The organism is Pseudoalteromonas sp. Hal040, from assembly GCF_037162425.1.
Classification (GTDB): domain Bacteria; phylum Pseudomonadota; class Gammaproteobacteria; order Enterobacterales; family Alteromonadaceae; genus Pseudoalteromonas; species Pseudoalteromonas gelatinilytica.
Genome location: NZ_JARLUU010000001.1, coordinates 3,515,368 through 3,535,877 on the forward strand (window position 1 = coordinate 3,515,368; position 20,510 = coordinate 3,535,877).

14 protein-coding genes and 2 pseudogenes are annotated in these 20,510 nt (G+C 42.1%); 6 read left to right on the forward strand and 10 right to left on the reverse strand.

What is annotated here, in order from left to right; translation table 11 throughout:
* Positions 1–19: 19 nt before the first annotated feature.
* On the reverse strand, positions 20–3,157 hold the full coding sequence (locus P4S60_RS16415; protein ID WP_337116643.1) for an efflux RND transporter permease subunit: 3,138 nt from the start codon (positions 3,155–3,157) through the stop codon (positions 20–22).
* A gap of 9 nt (positions 3,158–3,166) precedes the next feature.
* Positions 3,167–4,339 carry an efflux RND transporter periplasmic adaptor subunit gene (locus P4S60_RS16420; RefSeq protein WP_337116644.1) on the reverse strand — a complete coding sequence of 391 codons (1,173 nt, stop codon included), beginning with the start codon at positions 4,337–4,339 and terminating at the stop codon, positions 3,167–3,169.
* 265 nt (positions 4,340–4,604) lie between these two features.
* Between P4S60_RS16420 and P4S60_RS16425 the strand changes: the two genes are divergently transcribed.
* Complete coding sequence (locus P4S60_RS16425) at positions 4,605–7,115, forward strand: zinc-dependent metalloprotease (RefSeq protein ID WP_337116645.1); 2,511 nt, start codon at positions 4,605–4,607, stop codon at positions 7,113–7,115.
* A 50-nt stretch (positions 7,116–7,165) separates the two neighbouring features.
* Here P4S60_RS16425 and P4S60_RS16430 read toward each other — a convergent pair whose 3' ends face one another.
* The 3 genes from P4S60_RS16430 to P4S60_RS16440 form a co-directional block, all read right to left on the reverse strand.
* Positions 7,166–7,648 carry a pilin gene (locus P4S60_RS16430; protein WP_337116646.1) on the reverse strand — a complete coding sequence of 161 codons (483 nt, stop codon included), beginning with the start codon at positions 7,646–7,648 and terminating at the stop codon, positions 7,166–7,168.
* Complete coding sequence (locus P4S60_RS16435) at positions 7,645–8,466, reverse strand: hypothetical protein (RefSeq protein WP_337116647.1); 822 nt, start codon at positions 8,464–8,466, stop codon at positions 7,645–7,647. Before P4S60_RS16435 ends, P4S60_RS16430 begins: the two co-directional genes overlap by 4 nt.
* A 75-nt stretch (positions 8,467–8,541) precedes the next feature.
* Positions 8,542–9,156: a hypothetical protein gene (locus P4S60_RS16440; RefSeq protein ID WP_337116648.1), complete on the reverse strand. Its 615-nt coding sequence runs from the start codon at positions 9,154–9,156 to the stop codon at positions 8,542–8,544.
* A gap of 271 nt (positions 9,157–9,427) precedes the next feature.
* Between P4S60_RS16440 and P4S60_RS16445 the strand changes: the two genes are divergently transcribed.
* Positions 9,428–10,567, forward strand: a complete 1,140-nt coding sequence (locus tag P4S60_RS16445) for a tetratricopeptide repeat protein (protein WP_337116650.1) — start codon at positions 9,428–9,430, stop codon at positions 10,565–10,567.
* A 1-nt stretch (position 10,568) separates the two neighbouring features.
* Here P4S60_RS16445 and P4S60_RS16450 read toward each other — a convergent pair whose 3' ends face one another.
* From P4S60_RS16450 to P4S60_RS16470, 5 genes and pseudogenes are all read right to left on the reverse strand, one after another.
* Positions 10,569–13,391, reverse strand: coding sequence for a TolB family protein (locus P4S60_RS16450; RefSeq protein ID WP_337116651.1), 2,823 nt, complete (start codon positions 13,389–13,391; stop codon positions 10,569–10,571).
* Positions 13,392–13,476: 85 nt separating this feature from the next.
* Positions 13,477–13,719: a hypothetical protein gene (locus P4S60_RS16455; protein WP_105181001.1), complete on the reverse strand. Its 243-nt coding sequence runs from the start codon at positions 13,717–13,719 to the stop codon at positions 13,477–13,479.
* Between the two features lie 79 nt (positions 13,720–13,798).
* Positions 13,799–15,331, reverse strand: coding sequence for a PH domain-containing protein (locus tag P4S60_RS16460; protein WP_337116652.1), 1,533 nt, complete (start codon positions 15,329–15,331; stop codon positions 13,799–13,801).
* A complete protein-coding gene (locus P4S60_RS16465; RefSeq protein ID WP_337116653.1) occupies positions 15,324–15,857 on the reverse strand; it encodes a PH domain-containing protein in 534 nt (177 codons plus the stop codon). The genes P4S60_RS16460 and P4S60_RS16465 overlap by 8 nt, the downstream gene beginning before the upstream one ends.
* 68 nt (positions 15,858–15,925) lie before the next feature.
* Positions 15,926–16,776: pseudogene (locus P4S60_RS16470) on the reverse strand (D-hexose-6-phosphate mutarotase).
* 330 nt (positions 16,777–17,106) lie between these two features.
* Here P4S60_RS16470 and P4S60_RS16475 point away from each other — a divergent pair.
* The 4 genes and pseudogenes from P4S60_RS16475 to P4S60_RS16490 form a co-directional block, all read left to right on the forward strand.
* Positions 17,107–17,589 carry a MarR family winged helix-turn-helix transcriptional regulator gene (locus P4S60_RS16475; protein WP_337116654.1) on the forward strand — a complete coding sequence of 161 codons (483 nt, stop codon included), beginning with the start codon at positions 17,107–17,109 and terminating at the stop codon, positions 17,587–17,589.
* A 107-nt stretch (positions 17,590–17,696) separates the two neighbouring features.
* Positions 17,697–19,016 (forward strand): porin, encoded by a 1,320-nt coding sequence (locus tag P4S60_RS16480; protein WP_337116655.1) that lies wholly within the window; start codon positions 17,697–17,699, stop codon positions 19,014–19,016.
* A 338-nt stretch (positions 19,017–19,354) separates the two neighbouring features.
* Positions 19,355–19,933, forward strand: a complete 579-nt coding sequence (locus tag P4S60_RS16485) for a biliverdin-producing heme oxygenase (protein WP_337116656.1) — start codon at positions 19,355–19,357, stop codon at positions 19,931–19,933.
* Positions 19,933–20,322 (forward strand): annotated as a pseudogene (locus P4S60_RS16490) (YbaN family protein); the annotation flags it as partial. The gene P4S60_RS16485 and the pseudogene P4S60_RS16490, both read left to right, overlap by 1 nt.
* Between the last annotated feature and the right edge of the window lie 188 nt (positions 20,323–20,510).

Sequence of the window (20,510 nt, forward strand, 5' to 3'; positions counted from 1 at the left end):
CTTTTAAACTGAGGGGGTATTAATCCCTTGCTAGTTTTCTTCTGGTCGTTACTCGGTGCCCCGCACGGAATACTTTCAAGAAGATATTACCCACATCACTCATGATGATGTACAAACAAGGTACAAGTACTAGCGTGATTAGGGTTGCAAACATAACCGCAAAACCAAGAGCTACTGCCATTGGAATGACAAATTTAGCTTGTAAGCTGGTTTCGAACATAATCGGTAGTACACCAGCAAAGGTTGTAATTGAAGTCAAGGTAATTGCTCTAAAGCGTGCACAACCTGCTTCGATAACTGCTTCGCGAGTTGAAATACCTTCACGGCGCGCTTGGTTTACAAAGTCAGTCATAACTAACGAGTCGTTGATTACCACACCCGCTGCCGCAATCAAACCAAAGCCCGACATCAAGCTAATGTCTAAACCAAACCAGAAGTGACCCCAAATTGCACCGGTTAAGCTAAATGGAATAACCGACATAACAATAAGAGGCTGTGAATAGCTCTTAAGCGGTACTGCAAGCAAGATATACACTAAAATCATACCGCCGATGAAGAACATGATTTGCTCATTAGCTTGCGCTTGTTGCTCTTCAATAGAACCACCTAACTCAGTTTTAACTGATGGGTATTCTTCTTTAAGTTGCGGTAACAGAGTCTCTTTAACTTGCTTAACAACTTCGCCCGGTTCAATCGCTTCTTCATCGATACTGCCGTAGATATACACAGTACGATAGCCACCTTCACGGCGAATATAACTAATACCTGGCGTTTCATTCAGCTCGACAACATCACCTAGCATGACCTCTTTACCAGCAGGTGTTGTAATAACGGCATGCTTTAATGAGGCAAACGCTTCACGTGTTAATTTCGGATAACGAACCATGACGCGCACTTCTTCACCACGGCGAATAACACGCTGAGCTTCACCACCGTAGAAACTTGCACCTACTTGATTAGCAATATTGGCAAGGTCTAAACCTAAATCATATGCCACAGGTTTTAAGCTTAATTGCACTTCTTTGCTCGCCGGATCGATGGTCGAACTAATATCAAACAAGCCTTTTTGCTGTTGTAATAGTTGGATGAAACGACGACCTGCATCATTTAAAGTATCGATATCTGGGCCGTAAAGTAAGTAACCAAACTCACCATCCATACCACCGCCATTCACGTCATCGTAAATTTGCAGTGATTTCACACCCGGGATACTTGGCATTTGTTCACGCCAACGACGAGATAATTCAAATGCGTTATAAGGACGTAACTCTTCATCGACCAGCGGAGCCAGTAGCTGTGCTTCAGTACGACCTTGGTTAAACACTAAGATATCGCGAATCAGCTTTTGGCCAAACTCACGCTCTGTCTCTTGGTCGACTTTGTGGACCATGGCTTCGATTTCACGGATCGCATTAATTGTTTGCATATCCGAGGCATTTTCATTCATCTCTAAACGAATTTGCGGAAAATCATGAGGTACTTTAGGTGTTGGTACAACACGCACTTGGTTTGATGTAATCAGACCAAAGGTCATAATTAACAAGCCAACAAACGCAAACAACACAAACCAGCGCCATTCAACACAACGCACAATAAAGCGTTTATACGGACCATTTACAAAGTTAAAGAAACGCTTGTTAAAGCGCGCTCGCCAGCTATTAGGATTAATTGGCGGGAACTTAGTATGGGCAATGTGCGCTGGTAAAATAAGTTTCGATTCAATCAAACTGAATACCAAACACAGAATTACCACCACAGCGATACCAAAGAAGAATGCGCTCTCTGGTCCACTTGATAACGTAAACGGTGCAAATACAGCAATCGTAGTTAAAACACCAAATGTTGCCGGGGTAGCAACGCGTTTTGCGCCATTCACTACATTCACAACACCACCGCCTTTTTTCTCAATTTCGGTGTAGGCGCTCTCCCCTATGACTATGGCATCGTCGACCACGATCCCTAGTACCATAATAAAGGCAAATAACGACACAATATTAATACTGATACCAAATAATGGCATCATCATCATTGCACCTAAGAAACACACAGGTAAACCAATCATTACCCAAAGTGCTAGCTTAAAGCGCAAGAAGATAGACAACATAATGGCAACCAAGATAGCCCCTTGAAATAGGTTGGTTTTCATCATGTCTAAACGGGCATTGAGGTAGTAAGTCATGTCCATCAGTGGCACAAGACGAATACCGGCAGGTAACTCTTTATTCTTTAGTTCAATAAACGCTTTAACTGATTCAGCAACCGGGATCATGTTTTGCTCTTTAGTTGCTTTTACAGATAAATAAACGGCATTTTCACCATTAAATTTAAAGTAGCGTTCACCTTCTGTGAATTGGTCTTTGATCACCGCGATATCGTTTAGCAGCACTTTCGCGCCATTCGCGCCAATTTTTACAGGGATCTGGCGGAACTCATCACCGTTGTAATACTGGTTTTCAACACGTACCGAGATAATACCTGCGTCAGTACGTAATTGGCCTGCTGAAATATTCGCAGAGTAACGACGTACCGCACTGGCCACATCACTCAGAGTCAGATTGTATTGACGCAGTGAATCTGGATCGATTTCAATCGCAATCTCATCAAGTGGTACATCGTTTTGCACCAATGACACATTAGATAGTTGCAGTAACTCATTTTCGATTTGGTTCGCAACTGGCTTTAGCTCAGTCAGTGGAATATCACCGACTAAGCTCATGCCGATCACGTCTTGGCGAAACTCAACCTGACTAATCGTCACAGGCTCCATACCTGCTGGGAACGTCGCAATACTGTCTACACGTAGCTTCACTTTATCGAGCACATCCGTGAGCTCTGCGTCTGTATTGATCTCTAAGCTTGCTCGGCCATTGTTTCGAAACGCGCGATATACACCACGTTTAATTTCAGTGACGTCTTTGAGCGATTCTTCGATTTTGATCAGAATACTTTCTTCAATTTCCTGTGGTGAGGCACCCGGGTAATTGGCTTGTATCTCGATGTAGTTAATTTCAATATTCGGGAACATTTGGCGTTGAATAGTGAAATAACTAATAATCCCCATGATGATGATAAACACCATCATTAAGTTAGCAGCGACCGAGTTATTGGCAAAATAGGCAATAAGGCCAGACTGTTTTTCTGTATTTGCGTCTGTCATAAGGTTACCTTACAGCTTATCAACCGCTGCAGTTTCTGCATCGCTTGTCATTTCTTTCATACCAGCAATCTTCACTTCCATGCCCTCTTGCGGGTACTCAGGTAAAGTAAGTACTAGCTGGTCATTCACTTCAAGGCCATCACTTACATAGAAGAATTCGCCTTCTTCACGCACAACAGTTACTTTACGTGGCTCAAGTTTATTTTCGCCATTCACAATCCATACTGTTTGGTTATTCACTAAAGACTGCGGTAAGCGATAGATGTTTTGTAAGGTCGCACCTACAAAGTTGACTTGTACATAGGCACCAAATTTAATTGGTTGTACATCGTGCTTTAAGCCGTATGGGTCATCAACACGAACCACTAAGTTGCTCATACGGGTTGCGTTATCAACAACACCTAGGTCACGGTCAATTTCAGCTTCACGAGTAAAGCTATTTAAGCCTTTATTAATAATGGTTGCTTTAACGCCTTTTAAGCGTTTTGGTAAAAATACACTGTCAAAGCCAGCGATTGGCACGATGATCTCAGCACTTTCAATATTGTTAATTTCAGCAACTTGGCTACCCACATTGATGTATTGACCGACACCAATTTCACGGCTGATCACCAGTGCATCATAAGGCGCTCTGACTTCACAACGAGCAAGGTCACGCTCGGCACGTTTTAATGCAGCCTGCGCTGATTTAACAGCCGCTTGCGCGCTTAAAACTTGAGGTTTACGTAGAAATAAGTCAGTGCGTTCACGCTCTGGGTAGCGTCTTGCTTCATCCTGTGCCACTTTAGCTTGGGCTTGCTCTTCAATCAGTGCCGCTTGTGCACTTGCAAGCGACGCTTCAGCTTGTAGTACAGCCGCTTCGTAGTTATCTTTTTCGATGGTAAATAACACTTCGCCACGGGCTACGATGCCACCCGCAACAAAGTTTGGATGCCAGCTAGTTACTTCACCAGCCACTTGTGAGGCAATCAAAGTACTTTCTAGCGGTTTAACTTCACCGTAACTGTTAATAATCACTTGATGATCATCGCTTGCTACCGGCTCAACCTGTACCAAAGGACGCACATCAACTACATCCTTGTCTTTAGGCTCTTGAGCAATAGCGTTGATTGCCTTAAAACCAGCAATACCAACGATTAATGCAACAGATGGTAAGATCCATTTTAATAAACTTGTGCGCATAACTTACACCTATAATATTTTCACTGGCCCTATCATACCAAAGCTGACAGAAACATTAATGTGACATTTGTAAGGAACTGTTACAAAAACAGTTAAATTGGCAATACAAAGCAAAAATTCCACCTAAGAACAATTTGTTACAAACAAAAAACACATAATATCAAAAGCTTACACTCTCCCTTTCACACTTGTTAACAAACACTCTTTTATCAAAGGGTTAATTCATTAAACTTGATTGAGAAATAATTAAAGGAACGAGTTAACAATGAAAATAACAAACATTGCGCTGGCACTAAGCCTAGCGTTTGCCATGAATGGCCACGCCGCCGAAGCGAAAAAAGAAGAAAAGAAGCCAAAAACACTGGCTGAAATGATCAAAGATAAAAGCGAGTTTGCCGGTGTTTTCAGTATTTACCAAGATGCGAAAACGGGCGACAACTTAATGGTGATCGACCAATCTCAACTCGATACGCCGTTTGTGTATTTTGCTCACACCATTGATGGTGTTACTGATGCAGGTCACTTCAGAGGGGCATACCGCGAGACAAAGCTAATTGAATTCCGTAAATATTTTGACCGCATTGATATTATTAGCAAAACGCCGCGCTATAAATTTGATGAAAACTCAGCCTTAGCACGCTCTGCCGATGCCAACATTAGCGAAGCTGTCCTTGCGAGTATCAAAATCGAAAAAGAAGAAGACGGCAAAATTGCCTTTAATGTTGATAAGCTATTTTTGAGTGAAGCACTGCATAAAGTCTCACCTTGGGCGAACCCAAAAGATAAAGATGCCAGCAAACGCTTTAAACTTGGTAAATTAAACGACAAAAAGTCGCGTATCATTAAACAGCGCCCTTACCCAAATAACCTAGATGTTGTGGTTGATTATGTATTCAATAATGCCAACCCAACTGTACGAGGCTCTGGTGCCGTAAGCGACCCTCGTAATGTTTCAATTAAAGTCCAGCATTCATTCGTTGCGTTACCAAAAAATGATTATCAAGCTCGTCAAGATGACGCGCGTATTGGTTATTTTACTAACGAATTCGACAATATGACATCAGCAGACTGGGCACCTTATGAAGATGTCATCAAGCGCTGGGACTTGCAAAAGAAAGACCCATCAGCTGCACTTTCTGAGCCAGTTAAACCGATCACTTGGTGGATTGAAAATACCACGCCTGTTGAGTGGCGAGACACCATTCGTGATGCCGTGCTGGCATGGAATAGCTCATTTGAAAAAGCGGGCTTTAAAAATGCCATCGAAGTAAAAGTACAACCTGATGACGCAAATTGGGATGCGGGCGATATTAACTACAACGTATTACGTTGGACTGCATCACCACGCCCACCATTTGGTGGTTACGGCCCAGCCCTTGCTAACCCGTTGACTGGTGAGATCTTAGGCTCTGACATCATGTTAGAGTATGTTTTCATGAAAAACCGTTGGATGTACGACACCTTATACACGCAAGGTGCAGCAACACTTCAAAGCAGCCCAAGCACCTCAGAACTGCATTGTTCACTGGGTCACAGTATTCAAGAAAACATGTTACTTGCTAAAGGCTTAGGCACAGGTGCGAGCATTGAAGACAAAGAGATTTTACGCCAAGGTTTAACTCAGCTGGTGTTACACGAAGTAGGTCATACCCTTGGTCTTAACCACAATATGAAGTCGTCTATTTTGTGGGATGAAAAAGAAGTTCACGATAAGAGTAAAACACAAGGTATCGTAACGGGTTCTGTTATGGATTATGCACCAGCAAACATTGCCCCTATTGGCATGCAGCAAGGTGATATTTTCCAAACCAAACCTGGCCCTTACGATGATTGGGCGATTGAATACGGCTACAGCCAAGCATTAGCTGATAAAGCGGCTGAGCGACAACGCCTTGAGAAAATTCTCGCTCGCTCATCAGAGCACGGTTTAGCGTTTGGTAATGATGCTGATGACATGCGTGCCCCTGGTCGTCATATCGACCCTCGCGTGATGATTGGCGATATGTCATCGAATCCTGCCGCATATGCTGATGATCGTATGGCACTTATCAATAAGTTATTTACTGAACTTAAAGACAAAGCCACCGTGAATGGCGAGTCATACCAACAACTTGTTACCTCAGCGAACATTCTATTTGGTAGCTACAGAACACAAGCCGGCGTAGTGTCACGTCAAATCGGTGGTGTTTATGTAGAGCGTAATGTGGTGGGCGATGATAAAAATGGCACGCCATTTACGCCAGTGCCACTTGAACGCCAGCAACATGCAATGCAAGTGTTAGCCGACAAAGTATTCTCGCCAAATGTGCTTGCTAATATGCAGCCACTTTATAACTACCTGCTACAGCAACGTCGTGGTTTCAACCATTATGGTAAGAACGAAGACCCTAAACCACACGGCATGATTTTAGGCATGCAAAAGCTGGTACTTGCTCAGTTATTACACCCGGCTGTCATGCTGCGTATTTCAGACAGCGCAATGTATGGTAATGAGTATTCACTTAACCAATTTATGAATGACTTAACAGCAAGCATTTTTGTAGACAGCAAAAAGGCAAATACCTTAAGTCACAACCTACAAATTGAATATGTGAATCAGCTAATCGCGATTGCTGGTTTAGGCAAAGCGAGTAAGCACGACAACCTAGCCAAAGCAGCTGCGCTTTATCAGTTAAATCAAATTGCTGATATGAGCGTGCCATGGGGTGCAGACACCGCAGCTAAAGCACATAAGCAATATATCGATCGCTTAATTAGTAAAGCCCTCGAAGCATAAGCTTAGCAACACATAAAAGGCTGCCACTTGGCAGCCTTTTGTTTTTTAAATCAGCCTCTATCAATACACGATGAAGGTAATATATCTTTTGGCACAGTCGTTTTATTCTCACCAACCGCTTGCATACCCGTTACAGGTTCATCAAACCCACAAAGCCAAGCGATAGGGCTTGTAGGGCTTCCGACAACAACCGCAGGGCGAAAAGTTAATACTGTATTTTGCAAAGGCATCGATACCTTATTACCCAAACTAATATGAATCGCTCCGTCTTCAACAGTGATCCCCGTAACCCGATTACCAATTAAAAACTTACTTGCAGGGACACCTGCTTGCTCATTGTTTTTTGGAAAGCGGCCGTGCTCCAAATAAAAGGTTGTAACGTCTTCTCGAATGGTTGACGCCATAGCTAAGGGATCCGCTAGTTCACTGCGCTGAATATATTGACTGTATTGTGGTAATGCAACAGAAGCTAAAATGCCGATGATGGCGACTACAACCATTAACTCAATCAGCGTAAATCCTTTATTTTTCATACTATCTCTCCCATTAAGAATAGAGGCTCATATGCTCCCATTAAGAAATGGGCAATTAATATCACCAATAAAATACTAAATATAGTGATGAGTCTGTTGATATGCGCTGTGATATCGCCGCGTAAGCTTTCAAGCTTATTGACTACAAGGAGCTTTAGCTCTTCGGCAATATCCAAGCCATTACTTTGACATGTTTTTAAATGAGATAACTCACGATTATCGTTCTGTAGTGTTCCATACAATGGAAACTCAATTAGAGCGACTAAAGCGTCATAATTGTGCCTAATTTGTTTGGGGATTATTAGCCCTAATTGGGCTGATGAAGCATTCAGTAAAGTCAGATTTGCAAACTGTCGAAGTGCATTTACAGTAAATATAATAACCATCAAGAACAAGCCGAGCGCAATACTTGCTACCAGCCAGAACCTAGCTAAATTAGCCATGTGCTCTGTAACTTGCACATCAAATTGGCTAAACACATTTGAGAATGAAGGAATCACAAATTGCTGATAAATAAAGTTAACGAGGATGAAAACTGAGAAAAGTACACCCAGATAAAGCAACTTGGTTTTATAGTCGAAAGAGTGCTCTTTTAGTGTTGATGATAACGCGGCATAACTTAACGCTAACCTTTGCTGCTGTTCACCTTCAGCTTCTTTAAGGTCTTTTGCAAGCTTAGTGGCTAATGGACTATTCTTTTGTCCATCATTATAAATTTCTAAGTGTTGCGGGGCACTAAGCGCTTCTTGCTGTGCTTTATTTAGGCCACTTATTGGCGATAATAATCGACATAAATAGCCTAATTGATTCCAATTCATATCTTATCCTTTCGATAGCGATAAGATAATGTGCCATAAAGCAACGAGTTAATAAACGGAATATTACTTAGACATTTAAGCCATTGCTGGGCGTGATTTATAATACTGAATACATCCTAGTTGCGCGGCATTGGTCAGTAATATCATCACAAAGGTTAGTATGTGAGACACACTCGGTGTCGCCATAGCAAGCTCGGCAGCGAGGCCGCAGCTTCCAGCAACAAACTGTAGGCTAAAGTAGCGCGCACTTAAATTACTAATATCACCACTTTTAATGGTTTTATAAGTCTGCGGCATAACACGAATAGAGCTCATGACTAATCCCACATAGGTTAACCAATTAAGCACTGTTGCCGTTTCATAATAAGGGTTCAGCAACAAACTAAAAGGTACGAGTGACATGGCTAATAACCCGGCTAGTTGCATACGTTGCTTTCGCTCAGCATTGTAACGAACAAAGTAATAAAGGATCACACCACTTAGCATGCCAGTAACAACGAACGGCAAAACCATGTAAAAGCGCTGAAAGAACAAGTTATAGGTGATGAAATACACGCTTTGCGCGACCCCAAAGCTCATCATTAACAGCGACACGCCCGACACACTGCGATTTTTACGGATCTTATTTAAAAGCGGATAAAAGCTAAACGCTAAAATAAAGCATGAAATAATCGGCAAAAAGTGCGCCAAAACAGACCTCTCTCGTTACAATTTAGTTAATAAGTTAGCAGTTTATAAATCGCCTATAAAACTAGAGTAAACCCATGTTTTTTAAGCGATTTAAAAGAGCGCGGCATTGTAATGAGAGCGTTTTAGAATGCAATAAAGAATAAAAAACAAACAACAGTCTATTGGCAAGATAACCATACAGGGTGTTTACAATCCATGACACTCATTAGCTGCTTGAATAGTCTCTGCGATCTGGGTACATTGAGTAATTAGTGTTCAGGAGGGTAATGCTATGAAGTCGATTTTATATGCGCTTGTTTTGAGTGCTTTTTTAGTTGGATGTAAAAGTACAAAACAACAACCAACGCCACCACCGAGTGTAGCCAGCTTACTCAACACCACACATTTTAAACACGTTGAACTTAGCGACCCTGAACTCTTTACACTCCCTGCGGATGAGCAGAAACGTTTCCTTAATTATTTTACCGCGCGTCAAGGGGGTGATTTAAGAGACGACCAAATCCTGTATAGCTACTTAGAAAGTAAACTCACTAATTTTAATTACTTTAGCGCTACGCTCAATGCCCAGCAGACTCTTCAAGGTCATCAGGGTAACTGTATCAGCTTAGCAATCTTAACCCATGCCTATGCCCAACTAGCAGGACTTAAAACCAGCTTTCAAGCTGTGTCGAGTGAACCGGTTTACAGTAAACAAAGTAACATCGTGTATGTGTCAGGCCATTTTCGCACCAAAGTCTACGCGCCTTTAAATGAGGGCGGTAATTACTTGGTTCCACCAGGTACAGTCATCGATTACTTTCCAGCACGTGGTAGTTTTTACTCTGGTCGAGCTGAATTAAAAGACTTGATCAGCCGTTATTATAGTAACTTGGCCGCAAAAGCACTGGCCTTGAAAGAATTCGATTTAAGCTACAGCTATATCTTAAAAGCCAATGAATACACTCCAAATGCGGCATCACTTTATAATTTAGCCGCCGTATTACATCGCCAAGCGGGTGATTTAGCAGGGGCAAAACATATTTATCAAACAGCAATGCAGCATGGCTTTAAAGACACTAATTTACTACATAATTACGCGGTGCTGGCCGAGCAACTGAATGATCAGGTTTTGGCAGAGCAGCTCAATTCAGAGTTGGCGATGCTTGAGCAAGATCCATTCGAGTTACTGGCAACGGCAATTAACGCCCGTAACAATGGCCAACTTTACAAGGCGAAACAACAGCTCGAAGATGCCATTGCATTAGCCCCTTATTTATCTGAACCCTATATCGAATTAGCGATTATTAGTTATCAGCAAGGAAATGAAAAAAGCACTAAGGAGTGGCTAGAAAAAGCCATTGAGATAGAAAATAAAGACGAAAAACTGGCGCTATATCACGCCAAGCTTTTCGCCTTAACTGATCAACACTAGGCTATAACGAGTAATAGAAGCTTAGCCAAGCCCGTAAATCATTTTCAAAGTCGTCGCCTTCTACCCGGGCGACGCCAAAATCTATATTTACATCGTTCAAACCAGCGGGCCCCATACCAAAGCTAAAGTCACCTTGCCACTTGAGACCATAACTTTGTGCATAAACTCGGTTATCAACTTGATACTGTTGGTAATAAAGCCAAGGTAATGAATCTTTGTAACTAATGCCCCCGCCATACCCTTTATAGCGGTTACCTGCTTGACTAATAAACGGCAGCTCAGGAGCAACAACAAAGCCACTTTGCGTGTCATTATTAATTAAGTTTGACTCATAACCACCAAGCGCAAGAGTACTGTCATCGCGATATTGCTGTGCAAAATTAACATAAACAGGAATATCAAAAGCATAACCGCTCAATACGGTGGCAAAGTTATAGCCCTGCCAATTATTCGAGTTGGCATCACCGGATAGCCACTGAGCACTCACAGACTGAGCAAAACCGTATCGCTGTCTATCATGTTGCCATTTTTGTTCAAGTCCAAGGGTTAACCATTGATCATCCCCCTTACTAAAATCACTGTAGTTATAGCTCAAACTCGGTGTAATACTAAGCTGCTGAAACTGCAACGGGTAGCTCATGGCTAAATGCGCCCCAGTGTTACTTATTTTCACCGGTATTTGTGAATGGTACTGTTTTGCCGATTCAAAGTCGTAATCAAATAACAGCGCTTTAAATTTTAAATCAAACGCTGAGTACTTAGCGGCCGCGAACACCCCTTCCAATGCTTTGTCATGTAAATCAGCACTGTAGCCTGCTTGTAAATCGAGCTGCTTTAAAAAGTCGTTACTTTTTACTCCAAGGGTAAGCAGCGAAGATGATGCCGAATAATACTGAGATGCCAGCGAAAAGGTGGGTTTTTGCTGCCAAATATCATAATCAGCTGGCTCAGTTGGGCTTTGCGGGTAGATTTTCGCCTCAGGTAATACTTCGCTCGTTACTTGCCCTCGTGGTGGCGCTGCACTTTTAGCAAATTCAACAACCTCTAACCCTTGTGGTTGCTCAGCAAAATGCTTGATATTCGGCCCTTGTGCAGTGATCGATAAATACAAAAGTTCACCATTATTCATTGCCATTGGGTGTGCAACAGCTTCTTGGCCTTGCGTTAATTGGTGGAGTGAATTGCTTTGTAGATCATAATGATATAAATCGAGAGCTTTATTTTTACCCGCGACAAAATATAGCCCTTTGCCATCTGCTTGCCAATTAGGTTGTGACACATACTGATAGCCCTCAGGCATAGGCACAACTATTGATTGCTGAGAGCTCAAATCTTGTATATACAACTTCCAGTTGGCATTCAATGTCGCTTTTAAATAAGCAAGTTGAGCTTTATTAGGGCTTAGTAATGGATAGTCATAAACCGTTTCTAGGCTTTTCTCAAACAAAGGCGTAGCGACACCCGTATTGAGGTCAAGACGTACCAGCTCCGAGAAGCCATGCTTAGTTTGCTCAGCATAAACAGTTTGCCCGTTATCAGTGATACTAAAGCGGCGCAGCCCTGCATGATGCGTCAAAGCTCTCACTTCACCTGTATCAATATCATAGCGGTATAGATCTGAAATACCTTGAATGGAGCCTTTAGCAACGGTTGTGGTGGCGGTGAAAAACAGTGTATTTTCGTCTAACCACTGCGGGTTTTTTATACCTTGCCTATTAATTTGCTGAAGCACATGTTTTTGCTTACGTTTAAAAACACTGGGGGCTTTATCTACAATATCGACGGGATCATCATCAAGTAACGCTTGTTGCTGCTTTGCAAAATCATCGGCAGCCTGTTGATTATCATCCGTGCTATAAATGACTAAACGGGTTTCGTCATCTTTGTTGCGCTCAACAATAGCAAGTTTACTGTTATCTAAACTTAAAACAGGGTTCGAGGCGTATAAATCAAGTTCTAACCAAAGCTTACTTGTGAGTGCTTGCTCACTTACCTCTTTAGCCATTGCTTTATAGGTATATTCGGCAATAAAACGACGATAGAGTCGCTCAGGTGAGTCGTCAAATACCCCGCTAAAGGCCTCATCAAAATCACGTGCTTTAACCGCTTGCATACGTGTCCAAACTGCATCAAGAGTTTGCGCGGAATAGTTCTCTTCTAGCCATGCTAGAAAGCGAGAGCCCATTAAGTACGCCATTGAGCCAGCTAAAAAGCCCCCTTCTGTACTACTCAATTGGCTATATCGTGGCAATGCACCTTGCTGTGCAAATTCAACCAATATTGCCTCTGAAAGGTTATCGTATAAACGACCCCGCCCTGTCATTTTCGATTCAAGCAGCGTTGCATACCCTTCGGCAGCCCAGCGCGGCATCTCGCCATCAACTAAATCATAAATATCCCAACTATTGCGAATAGCCTGACGCACGTCGCTTCTAGTAGGCTGAGCAAGATGCACCAAATGAATATATTCGTGCAAAATTAATAACTGCTGCCAACCATCGGTGTTAGAAATCACCGTGTCGGATTGTGGAGGCGTGGTAAACAAAGCCATTAGAGGCTTGTTAGTCACCGGCAAAGCAAAGCCATTGGAGGCGTTAAATGGGTCGAAAACCAGAACATCGACCACTTCATCAAGAGCACGGTTTTGCTGTTTTAGTACCTTATCGCGAACAATTTCAAGCTCTGTTGCCGCTGAGCGGGCCCATTGCTGATTCTCAGTACTAAAATGCACATTAAAGTGTTCGGTATGAATAGTTTGCCAAGTCTCTTGGCTTGAAGCGTGGCCAGCGGCAAGAAGTGCCGCAGTTAACAGGGCTTTTTTCATCACAATCCTTGATTAGCATGTTGCTTAATTTAAGAATTAGTATGCGATGCTTTTTTAAAAGCCTGAAGTTAAAAAGTGTAAGAAATTACTCCAGTCTGATCGGTCGTACTAAACCGAGTAATTGATAAATAATAAAAATAGTCACAGCAAACATTAGGCTGCTTCTTAATGCACCGAGTCCCGCGATGACTAAAGCTGCGGTTACGAGTAACGCGATTGCAGTCACAGCGACACTCACACACAAGCCCTTACACTCCTGCTGCGAACGTGCATAACACAATAAGGCAACAACACCCGAAATAGCTAAAATAGGTAGTAAATAAATCATTGCGCACCCGTGGTTATTGACGTTGCGCTAGTATACCTCAATATTAAAACGATTCAATGATATTGAGAATTATTTTCATTTAAAACCAGTTCCGCTCAACGCCTTCTATTTCATATAGGGCGAAATCAGCAAACTGCTCAGCCAGTTCCGCTTTTAAGTAAGGCATTGATACAGAGCCAGAAGCTAGTTGTATATACAAGCTTTTAAGCTGTGAACGACGCATTAAATAAGTGCTTATTGTGGTGACACTTTGCGCTTTATAGATTTCAAAAACACGATACTGCACACCCAGCATGCCAGTCTTAAATACGGCAAAAAAACGGCCGTCATGTTGATACAAAGCTACACCCGTTTTTTGATAATTCAAAAACACACAGATCATCAAAACTAAGCACACGACAATGCTCCACAGCATCGTAGCTGCATCAAATAAGGCATTGAAAATTAAAGCAGAAAATACAGTAGGTAGGATTACATATAAAAACGTATTTTTATAAAGTAAAGCTCGCTCAGGCTTAATAAAGTTAAGCTCTGTTAAATCAACAAACCATGGAAATAACCAGCCACACACGGCTTGTACTTGCTCTTTAGTGATTACTGGCATCACTAACGTTTGTTTATTTTTATGAGCCGCAACCCCAGCAGCCACACCGCCACTGCTCACTTGCGGGCAAATTAAGGTATAGCGATTAAGGAGCCGAGCAATAATATTTTGTTTGATTTGCACACTTTGAATTTTCGACACACTTATCGATAATTGCTGGCGCTCAAATAAACCTGCCACACGCTTAAACTTATCGTCTTGAAAATACAGTTGAAAGTTAAAAAAGCGCACCAAAGCCATAACAACAGAAAGTAAAATGGCACATAAAACAATAGCAACAACCATTATTAAAACAGCGATTGCAGCGGCACTACCAACGAACGCGGCTTGCTCAATCAGCATTGCCTCTAGGCGGTTTATGATGGTTTTTTCGAGGTACTCAAAAATCATATTCATAAATGGGGCAAGCGCGGCCAATGCCAATATTGCCATGTTCGACATCAAGCCAAATTTAGCAATTTCAGCATTGCTGATCGTTAAGGTTTGCGGCGTGTCTGTTGCTTCGCTTTGCTCAATAGACGGCTGCTCTTGCTGCTGTAACTGAGCCTTAAACGCCATAACTTGTTCGCGCACTTGCTCGGCATAACTAAGCTTTACACCTGGGATCACCGCTTCTTGAGCACTACTACCGGCGGCATCGAAAATACAATTAACCAAATTAACCGGCTGAAAATAAAATGGTTCGGCTATGTTGACGTTCTGTACTCGAGCAAATTTAAGGGTTAGCCGCTCTTTTTTGAATACTCCTTTATTGAGCAGTATTTCGTTACCACCTGTTATGCTGTATTTAAAATTACGATAATAAGCAAAGGCGTACAGCACTAAAACTAACGAGGCTACAGCAGCGGCTATTTGCCCCCAAAACAGCTTTTGCTCAACTTGCGTGACAAATAACACCAAAATTGGCAGTAAATTAAGCAGCCCATCTTTTATAAAGCGCAGTGCAAAGTGCACAATAAAATACAGTAGCGCCCATGGCGATACCCGTTGCCATTGTTGATCACTCATCGGCAAGCTCATTTTCTGGAATGAGTGCATTATCACCATAACTTTGCACGAACTGGCGGACATCATTGCATTGCTCGTCAGTTAACCCGCTGATATGTAAATCAGCACTCATGCCACCCGCACTGTAAAGTCTGAGTGTTGCGAGTCCTAACTTTCGCTCAATTGGACCGCGATGAATTTCGGTGTGTTGCACGCGAGAAATAGGCAATAAGGTGGTTTGTTGCCAAATTAAACCCCGCTTAAACGCAATATCATGCACTCTCACTGCAACGCCTTTGGCACGTACACTGTAGAGGTTGTAGACCATCGACAGTATTACCAACAACGGCAAAACCAGCAGCCAAGGTGTGGCAATAGCTTGGCTAACAGCAGGATTAAAGTGCCGAACAGCAATAATCACGGCCATTATAGGTACATAAAACAACAACCAATTTAGTTGTACATGCCATATCGCATTATCTGCAAGTGGTTGGAATTGAATCGTTTGATGCTTTGGAAGGGTTTCTATTTGTTGATTACTAAACACGGTAATTCCTTGTAAAGGCCAGCGGTGCCGGCCTTACGTGCTAACACTGAGTTGTTATATGTTATAAATTATACCCAGCGTAGTTTTGTTGCAAGTGTATGGCTTGCTCCGGTGCAAGTTCAACACCATCATCAAGAACATTAGCCGCTTCTAAACACAGCATGACGTGGTATTCGTCATCAGCAAAATTAGAAAGGCGTTTTGACTTATCAATCCATGGATTCCAAAGAACACACGAAGTTGAGTTTTCGCGGCCTACTTCAATAATGCCATCAGGTGTGATGATACGTTGAGTGTCTTTTGCTTCGGTGTAAACCATGTCTGTTTCACGTGCGAACGACACTAACTCATTTTGCTCAAAAGGACCTTCAGCAAACTCAATGTATTTCGCGCCTTGCAGGCCATCTACTTTTGTTTCTTCAATGGCTGGCGTTGGGAAATAGGTGTGCAGTGCTTGAGTGAACTGTACAGTTTGGTTATCTAAGTTTGTGGTTGTTAAGCGTAGTTCTAAACCAGAGGTTAAAATAAATTCTGCTAACAGCTTAGTTTTATAAGGCCAATATTTTTCATCAACTTGCGTCATCGGCAATGACAAGCTGATATAAATCGAATCGTCTTGTTCTTTCACTTCTTCTGCGCGCCATAAACTTGTGCGAGCAACACCATGAGCCGGCCAGCCTTCATGTTGACTTACCCCGAACCATGGCCAACAAATCGGAATACCACCTCGCACACCTTTGCCTTCTTGGTAATCTTCTAATTCTGAGACCCATAATAATGGCTTTTTATCGGTTGGCGTGAACTCAGTGATCTGCGCACCTTGCAGAAAAATAGTTGCGCTACAAAACTCACTGGCAACTTTAATAAATTCAAGCCCGGTTTCACTTTGCTCAATCGTAACAGATGGCGATAACTTCATAATTCGTCCCATTTAATGAAAGAAAAATCCACCTTACCCAATGCAGTGGCTTTTAGTAAATAATATTTAGTTATTTGTATAAATTGTTTTACTACAAAGTGATAGTGTCACCTCGTAGTAGCATTTTAAGTGTTAACAACAATTACTCCATCTAATTTTTAAAATTTTAGCTTTTAATTTCTGCTCTAATTAATTTGAAAGCACAAAAACACCCTTTATGGCCATAAATTATAAGCAATATAGTCATTATTTATTTGAACTCAATTTATTAGATGTGTAAAATTTTTTGATTGCGGTTGCTCCACGCCGCCTTTTTTAAGAGACATCAACATGCAAAAGTATGACGAGCTACTAGTGTCGTCGCGCAAAGTGATCAGAGCTATCGACCTTCATTCAAAACAGCTCAACAAAACCTCGGGCTTAACAGGTCCACAACTGCTCATTATGAATGAAGTTGCACAAACCGATGGCATTACCGCCAGTCGCATTGCACAAAATGTAAACTTAAGTCCTGCGACTGTGACCAATATCTTAGATCGAATCGAAAGCCGCGAACTTGTGACTAGAGTGCGTAGCCAGCTTGATAAGCGTCGCGTTAGCTTGCACCTCACTGAGCGGGGTAAACAATTACTCGAACAGGCACCTCAGCCTCTACAAGAACACTTCATTGAAAAGTTCTCTGCACTTGAAGAATGGGAGCAAAGTTTACTGCTGTCCTCTATGCAACGAATTGCAGCCATGATGGACGCAGACCAACTTGATGCGTCACCGTTACTTGAAGTCGGTGCAATCACCAAGACCTTTGAACCATAGAAAAAATTAAAACTGATTGATTAATATTAAATTTCTTTGACTACCCTTGGGTTCACCATGAATATCATCTATGCTAGTTAGTACCCATTCCAAACTAGCGATAATTCATGCTTAAACTATCAAAGTTAGCCCTCGCAATAGCCTTGGGCACAACTTCAAGTCTGAGTCAGGCATCTGAAATTGATGACCTTCAAAAGCAGCTGCAATTACTGAAACAGCAAATGCAGCAACTGCAAACCAAACTTGATGCTGCAGAGAAAAAATCTCAGCAACAAGCCGAGAAACAAGCGCAAATTGATGCTCAAGTCGCTAAGCAACAAAAGCAACTTGAGCAACAAACTGCAGCTGTTGAAGCACCCAAAAAAGAGTCCGGTATTAAAATCGGAGGTGCTGTCCGTACTAATTACAGTTATACATCCTATGACGATGGTAATAAAAATCGCGGTGGTGACTTCGATTTTGACATCTTTAGGTTAAATTTTGCGGGCGATGTTGGTGATGTGCAGCTCAACGCTGAAATTCGTTTTTTCGATTACATGACTGCAGTTAAATATGCTTATGCCGCCTATGATTTTGCCGAAGACTGGCAAGTACAGGCAGGTATTACCAAAGTGCCTTTTGGTAACTGGCCATATAATTCGCACAACTACTTCTTTGGCACTACTTACTATATTGGTCTTGAAGATGACCATGATTTAGGTGTGTTATTCAAGCGCAAAATTGCTGATAACTGGCAAATTGACCTTGGCTTTTTCAAAAATGATGAGCTAGGTGGCGTTGACGGCTATGTAGACGACAGAAGCGACCGCTATTCATACGATGTTGTTGGTTTCCGCTCTGCTGATGAAGGTGTATATGCCGAACCAACCAATGCGATTGGTGAGTACAACACCTTCTCTGGTCGTTATGGTTATCACTTTGAGCATGATGGCGGCACCACTGAGCTAGGTGTTTCTGCTTTATCGGGTGGCTTGCATGACGGTGAAGATAAAGCCGGCGATTACTACGCCTGGGCAGTGCACTTAAACAGTACTATCGGTCCATGGAATTTCCAGCTACAGCATGGTGAGTATAACTACGATATCGACAACGTCGACCGTATGGCCGTGGGTGCTTATGCGTTTTACGATAGTATTGCCGCAGAAGCAACCATGACTAATGCTAATATCGCTTACAGCCTGCCTGTAGAGTGGGGTCCGGTAACAAACCTGCAGTTTTATAATGACTACGGCATCATTTATGACAAGTCAGATAACAGCGAAGATACATGGATGAATGTAACCGGTGTATCTGTTGCCGCAGGTGGCTTATTCACTTACTTTGATTTTGTACAAGCGAAAAACCAACCATTTGTTGGTGGTTCAGTTGCTGGCGACAGTGACGATACCGAGACCCGCTTCAATATCAACATAGGGTATTATTTCTAATACACTTATTTTTTAAAGCAAGGAGTTGGCTCCTTGCTTTTCTTTAATCGAAAACTCACAACAATCTCACGCCTTACTTTATTTTGTTGATTTCATTCATCACCCCCTAACAGCCCTCAATACTAACGAGCAGGTCCAACCTGTACCTTTAGTGAAAACATTTTCTGGCTATAGAAATGAAAATCATTATTATACACTCCCATTCTGAGCCGAGTTTATTGATAAAAACTGCATAGCAGCTTTATCAAACTATCACTTAGGAAGTATGGGTATTCACCCTATGACAACATCAACTACCCCGTGCATTTACTTTATAGACGTTGCTGAGGATCCTATTCATGCCAATACTCGAGCTACTTTCTCGAGCTGAAAAGCTAAAACAAGCGATAGTAAACATCTCAAAAGAGATTGATCATCATTTATTAGCGCTATCACCCACTACTGATTTAGATAACTATAAAAAATTTCTAACCTTACAGTACAGTTATCAAGTCGAGGTAGAGAAACTTTATCAACACGTTGATTTACATAAATATGTTGATAATTTATTTGATCGTACACGACTCCCCCTCATCGAGCAGGACTTAAACGATTTAAAACACCCTCTACCAAATCGCACACTGCAACCACGCTGTTTTCAACACACCGACTTTGCCTATGCACTTGGCTGGCTATATGTTATTGAAGGGTCGCAATTTTCAGCGACAACATTAGGCAAACAGGTTGAAGCTGAGCTAAAGTTAAATAACCAACGTGGTGCTCGTTATCTAGCTAAAGCCAGTGAATGTAATAAGGGCTGTCAACTAAGCCATCTTATTGATAACCTTGAACTCAGTGATGAGCAACAGGCCACCTTGATAGAGGGTGCTGAGCAAGCACAACAACGATTTAAGTTTTATCAGGCTCAATTTTATTGATGAATGTGAGAGCGGCGTTTACCGCCTATAAAAATGGCTGCTATCAATTACTCGGGTTATTGATGGTGGGTTTAGGTATCATAGGCATTGCACTGCCTGTGATGCCGACGACTATCTTTTTTATCTTGGCATTGGCCTGTTTCACCCGCTCATCGCCCAAGCTGTCTGCGTGGTTGCTCAACCATCCTAGATACGGCCAGCCTCTGAGATTCTGGCAAGAGTATAAGGTTGTACCTACCCGAGCCAAATTCTTAGCGGGTTTTGGGATGGCAATCGGGTATGTTTTTTTACTGCAAAGTGCCGCGCCAATTTGGGTGATGTATCTTGTGGCAGTGATTGAGTTAAGCGTGTTAGCGTATTTAATTAATCGCCCTTCTGCACCAAATAAACCAACCCTTATTCAAGTTAATTTAACCACGCAGATGCGCTTAATGTTGCTTGCTTGTTTAGTCAGTTCCCAACTCGCAGTAATGGCGTATCTCGCTTTTCACTTCTAGCACAAAGAAATGTAAAGAACGTAAACTCGCTTGTTATCGTTAATACAAATCATTATCATATTTGTATCTTTAACGGAATA

Coding starts and splice junctions, on each gene's coding strand:
- P4S60_RS16415 (WP_337116643.1), bottom strand. CDS start 3,157: ATGACAGACGCAAATACAGAAAAACAGTCTGGCCTTATTGCCTATTTT.
- P4S60_RS16420 (WP_337116644.1), bottom strand. CDS start 4,339: ATGCGCACAAGTTTATTAAAATGGATCTTACCATCTGTTGCATTAATC.
- P4S60_RS16425 (WP_337116645.1), top strand. CDS start 4,605: ATGAAAATAACAAACATTGCGCTGGCACTAAGCCTAGCGTTTGCCATG.
- P4S60_RS16430 (WP_337116646.1), bottom strand. CDS start 7,648: ATGAAAAATAAAGGATTTACGCTGATTGAGTTAATGGTTGTAGTCGCC.
- P4S60_RS16435 (WP_337116647.1), bottom strand. CDS start 8,466: ATGAATTGGAATCAATTAGGCTATTTATGTCGATTATTATCGCCAATA.
- P4S60_RS16445 (WP_337116650.1), top strand. CDS start 9,428: ATGAAGTCGATTTTATATGCGCTTGTTTTGAGTGCTTTTTTAGTTGGA.
- P4S60_RS16450 (WP_337116651.1), bottom strand. CDS start 13,391: ATGAAAAAAGCCCTGTTAACTGCGGCACTTCTTGCCGCTGGCCACGCT.
- P4S60_RS16455 (WP_105181001.1), bottom strand. CDS start 13,719: ATGATTTATTTACTACCTATTTTAGCTATTTCGGGTGTTGTTGCCTTA.
- P4S60_RS16460 (WP_337116652.1), bottom strand. CDS start 15,331: ATGAGTGATCAACAATGGCAACGGGTATCGCCATGGGCGCTACTGTAT.
- P4S60_RS16475 (WP_337116654.1), top strand. CDS start 17,107: ATGCAAAAGTATGACGAGCTACTAGTGTCGTCGCGCAAAGTGATCAGA.
- P4S60_RS16480 (WP_337116655.1), top strand. CDS start 17,697: ATGCTTAAACTATCAAAGTTAGCCCTCGCAATAGCCTTGGGCACAACT.
- P4S60_RS16485 (WP_337116656.1), top strand. CDS start 19,355: ATGCCAATACTCGAGCTACTTTCTCGAGCTGAAAAGCTAAAACAAGCG.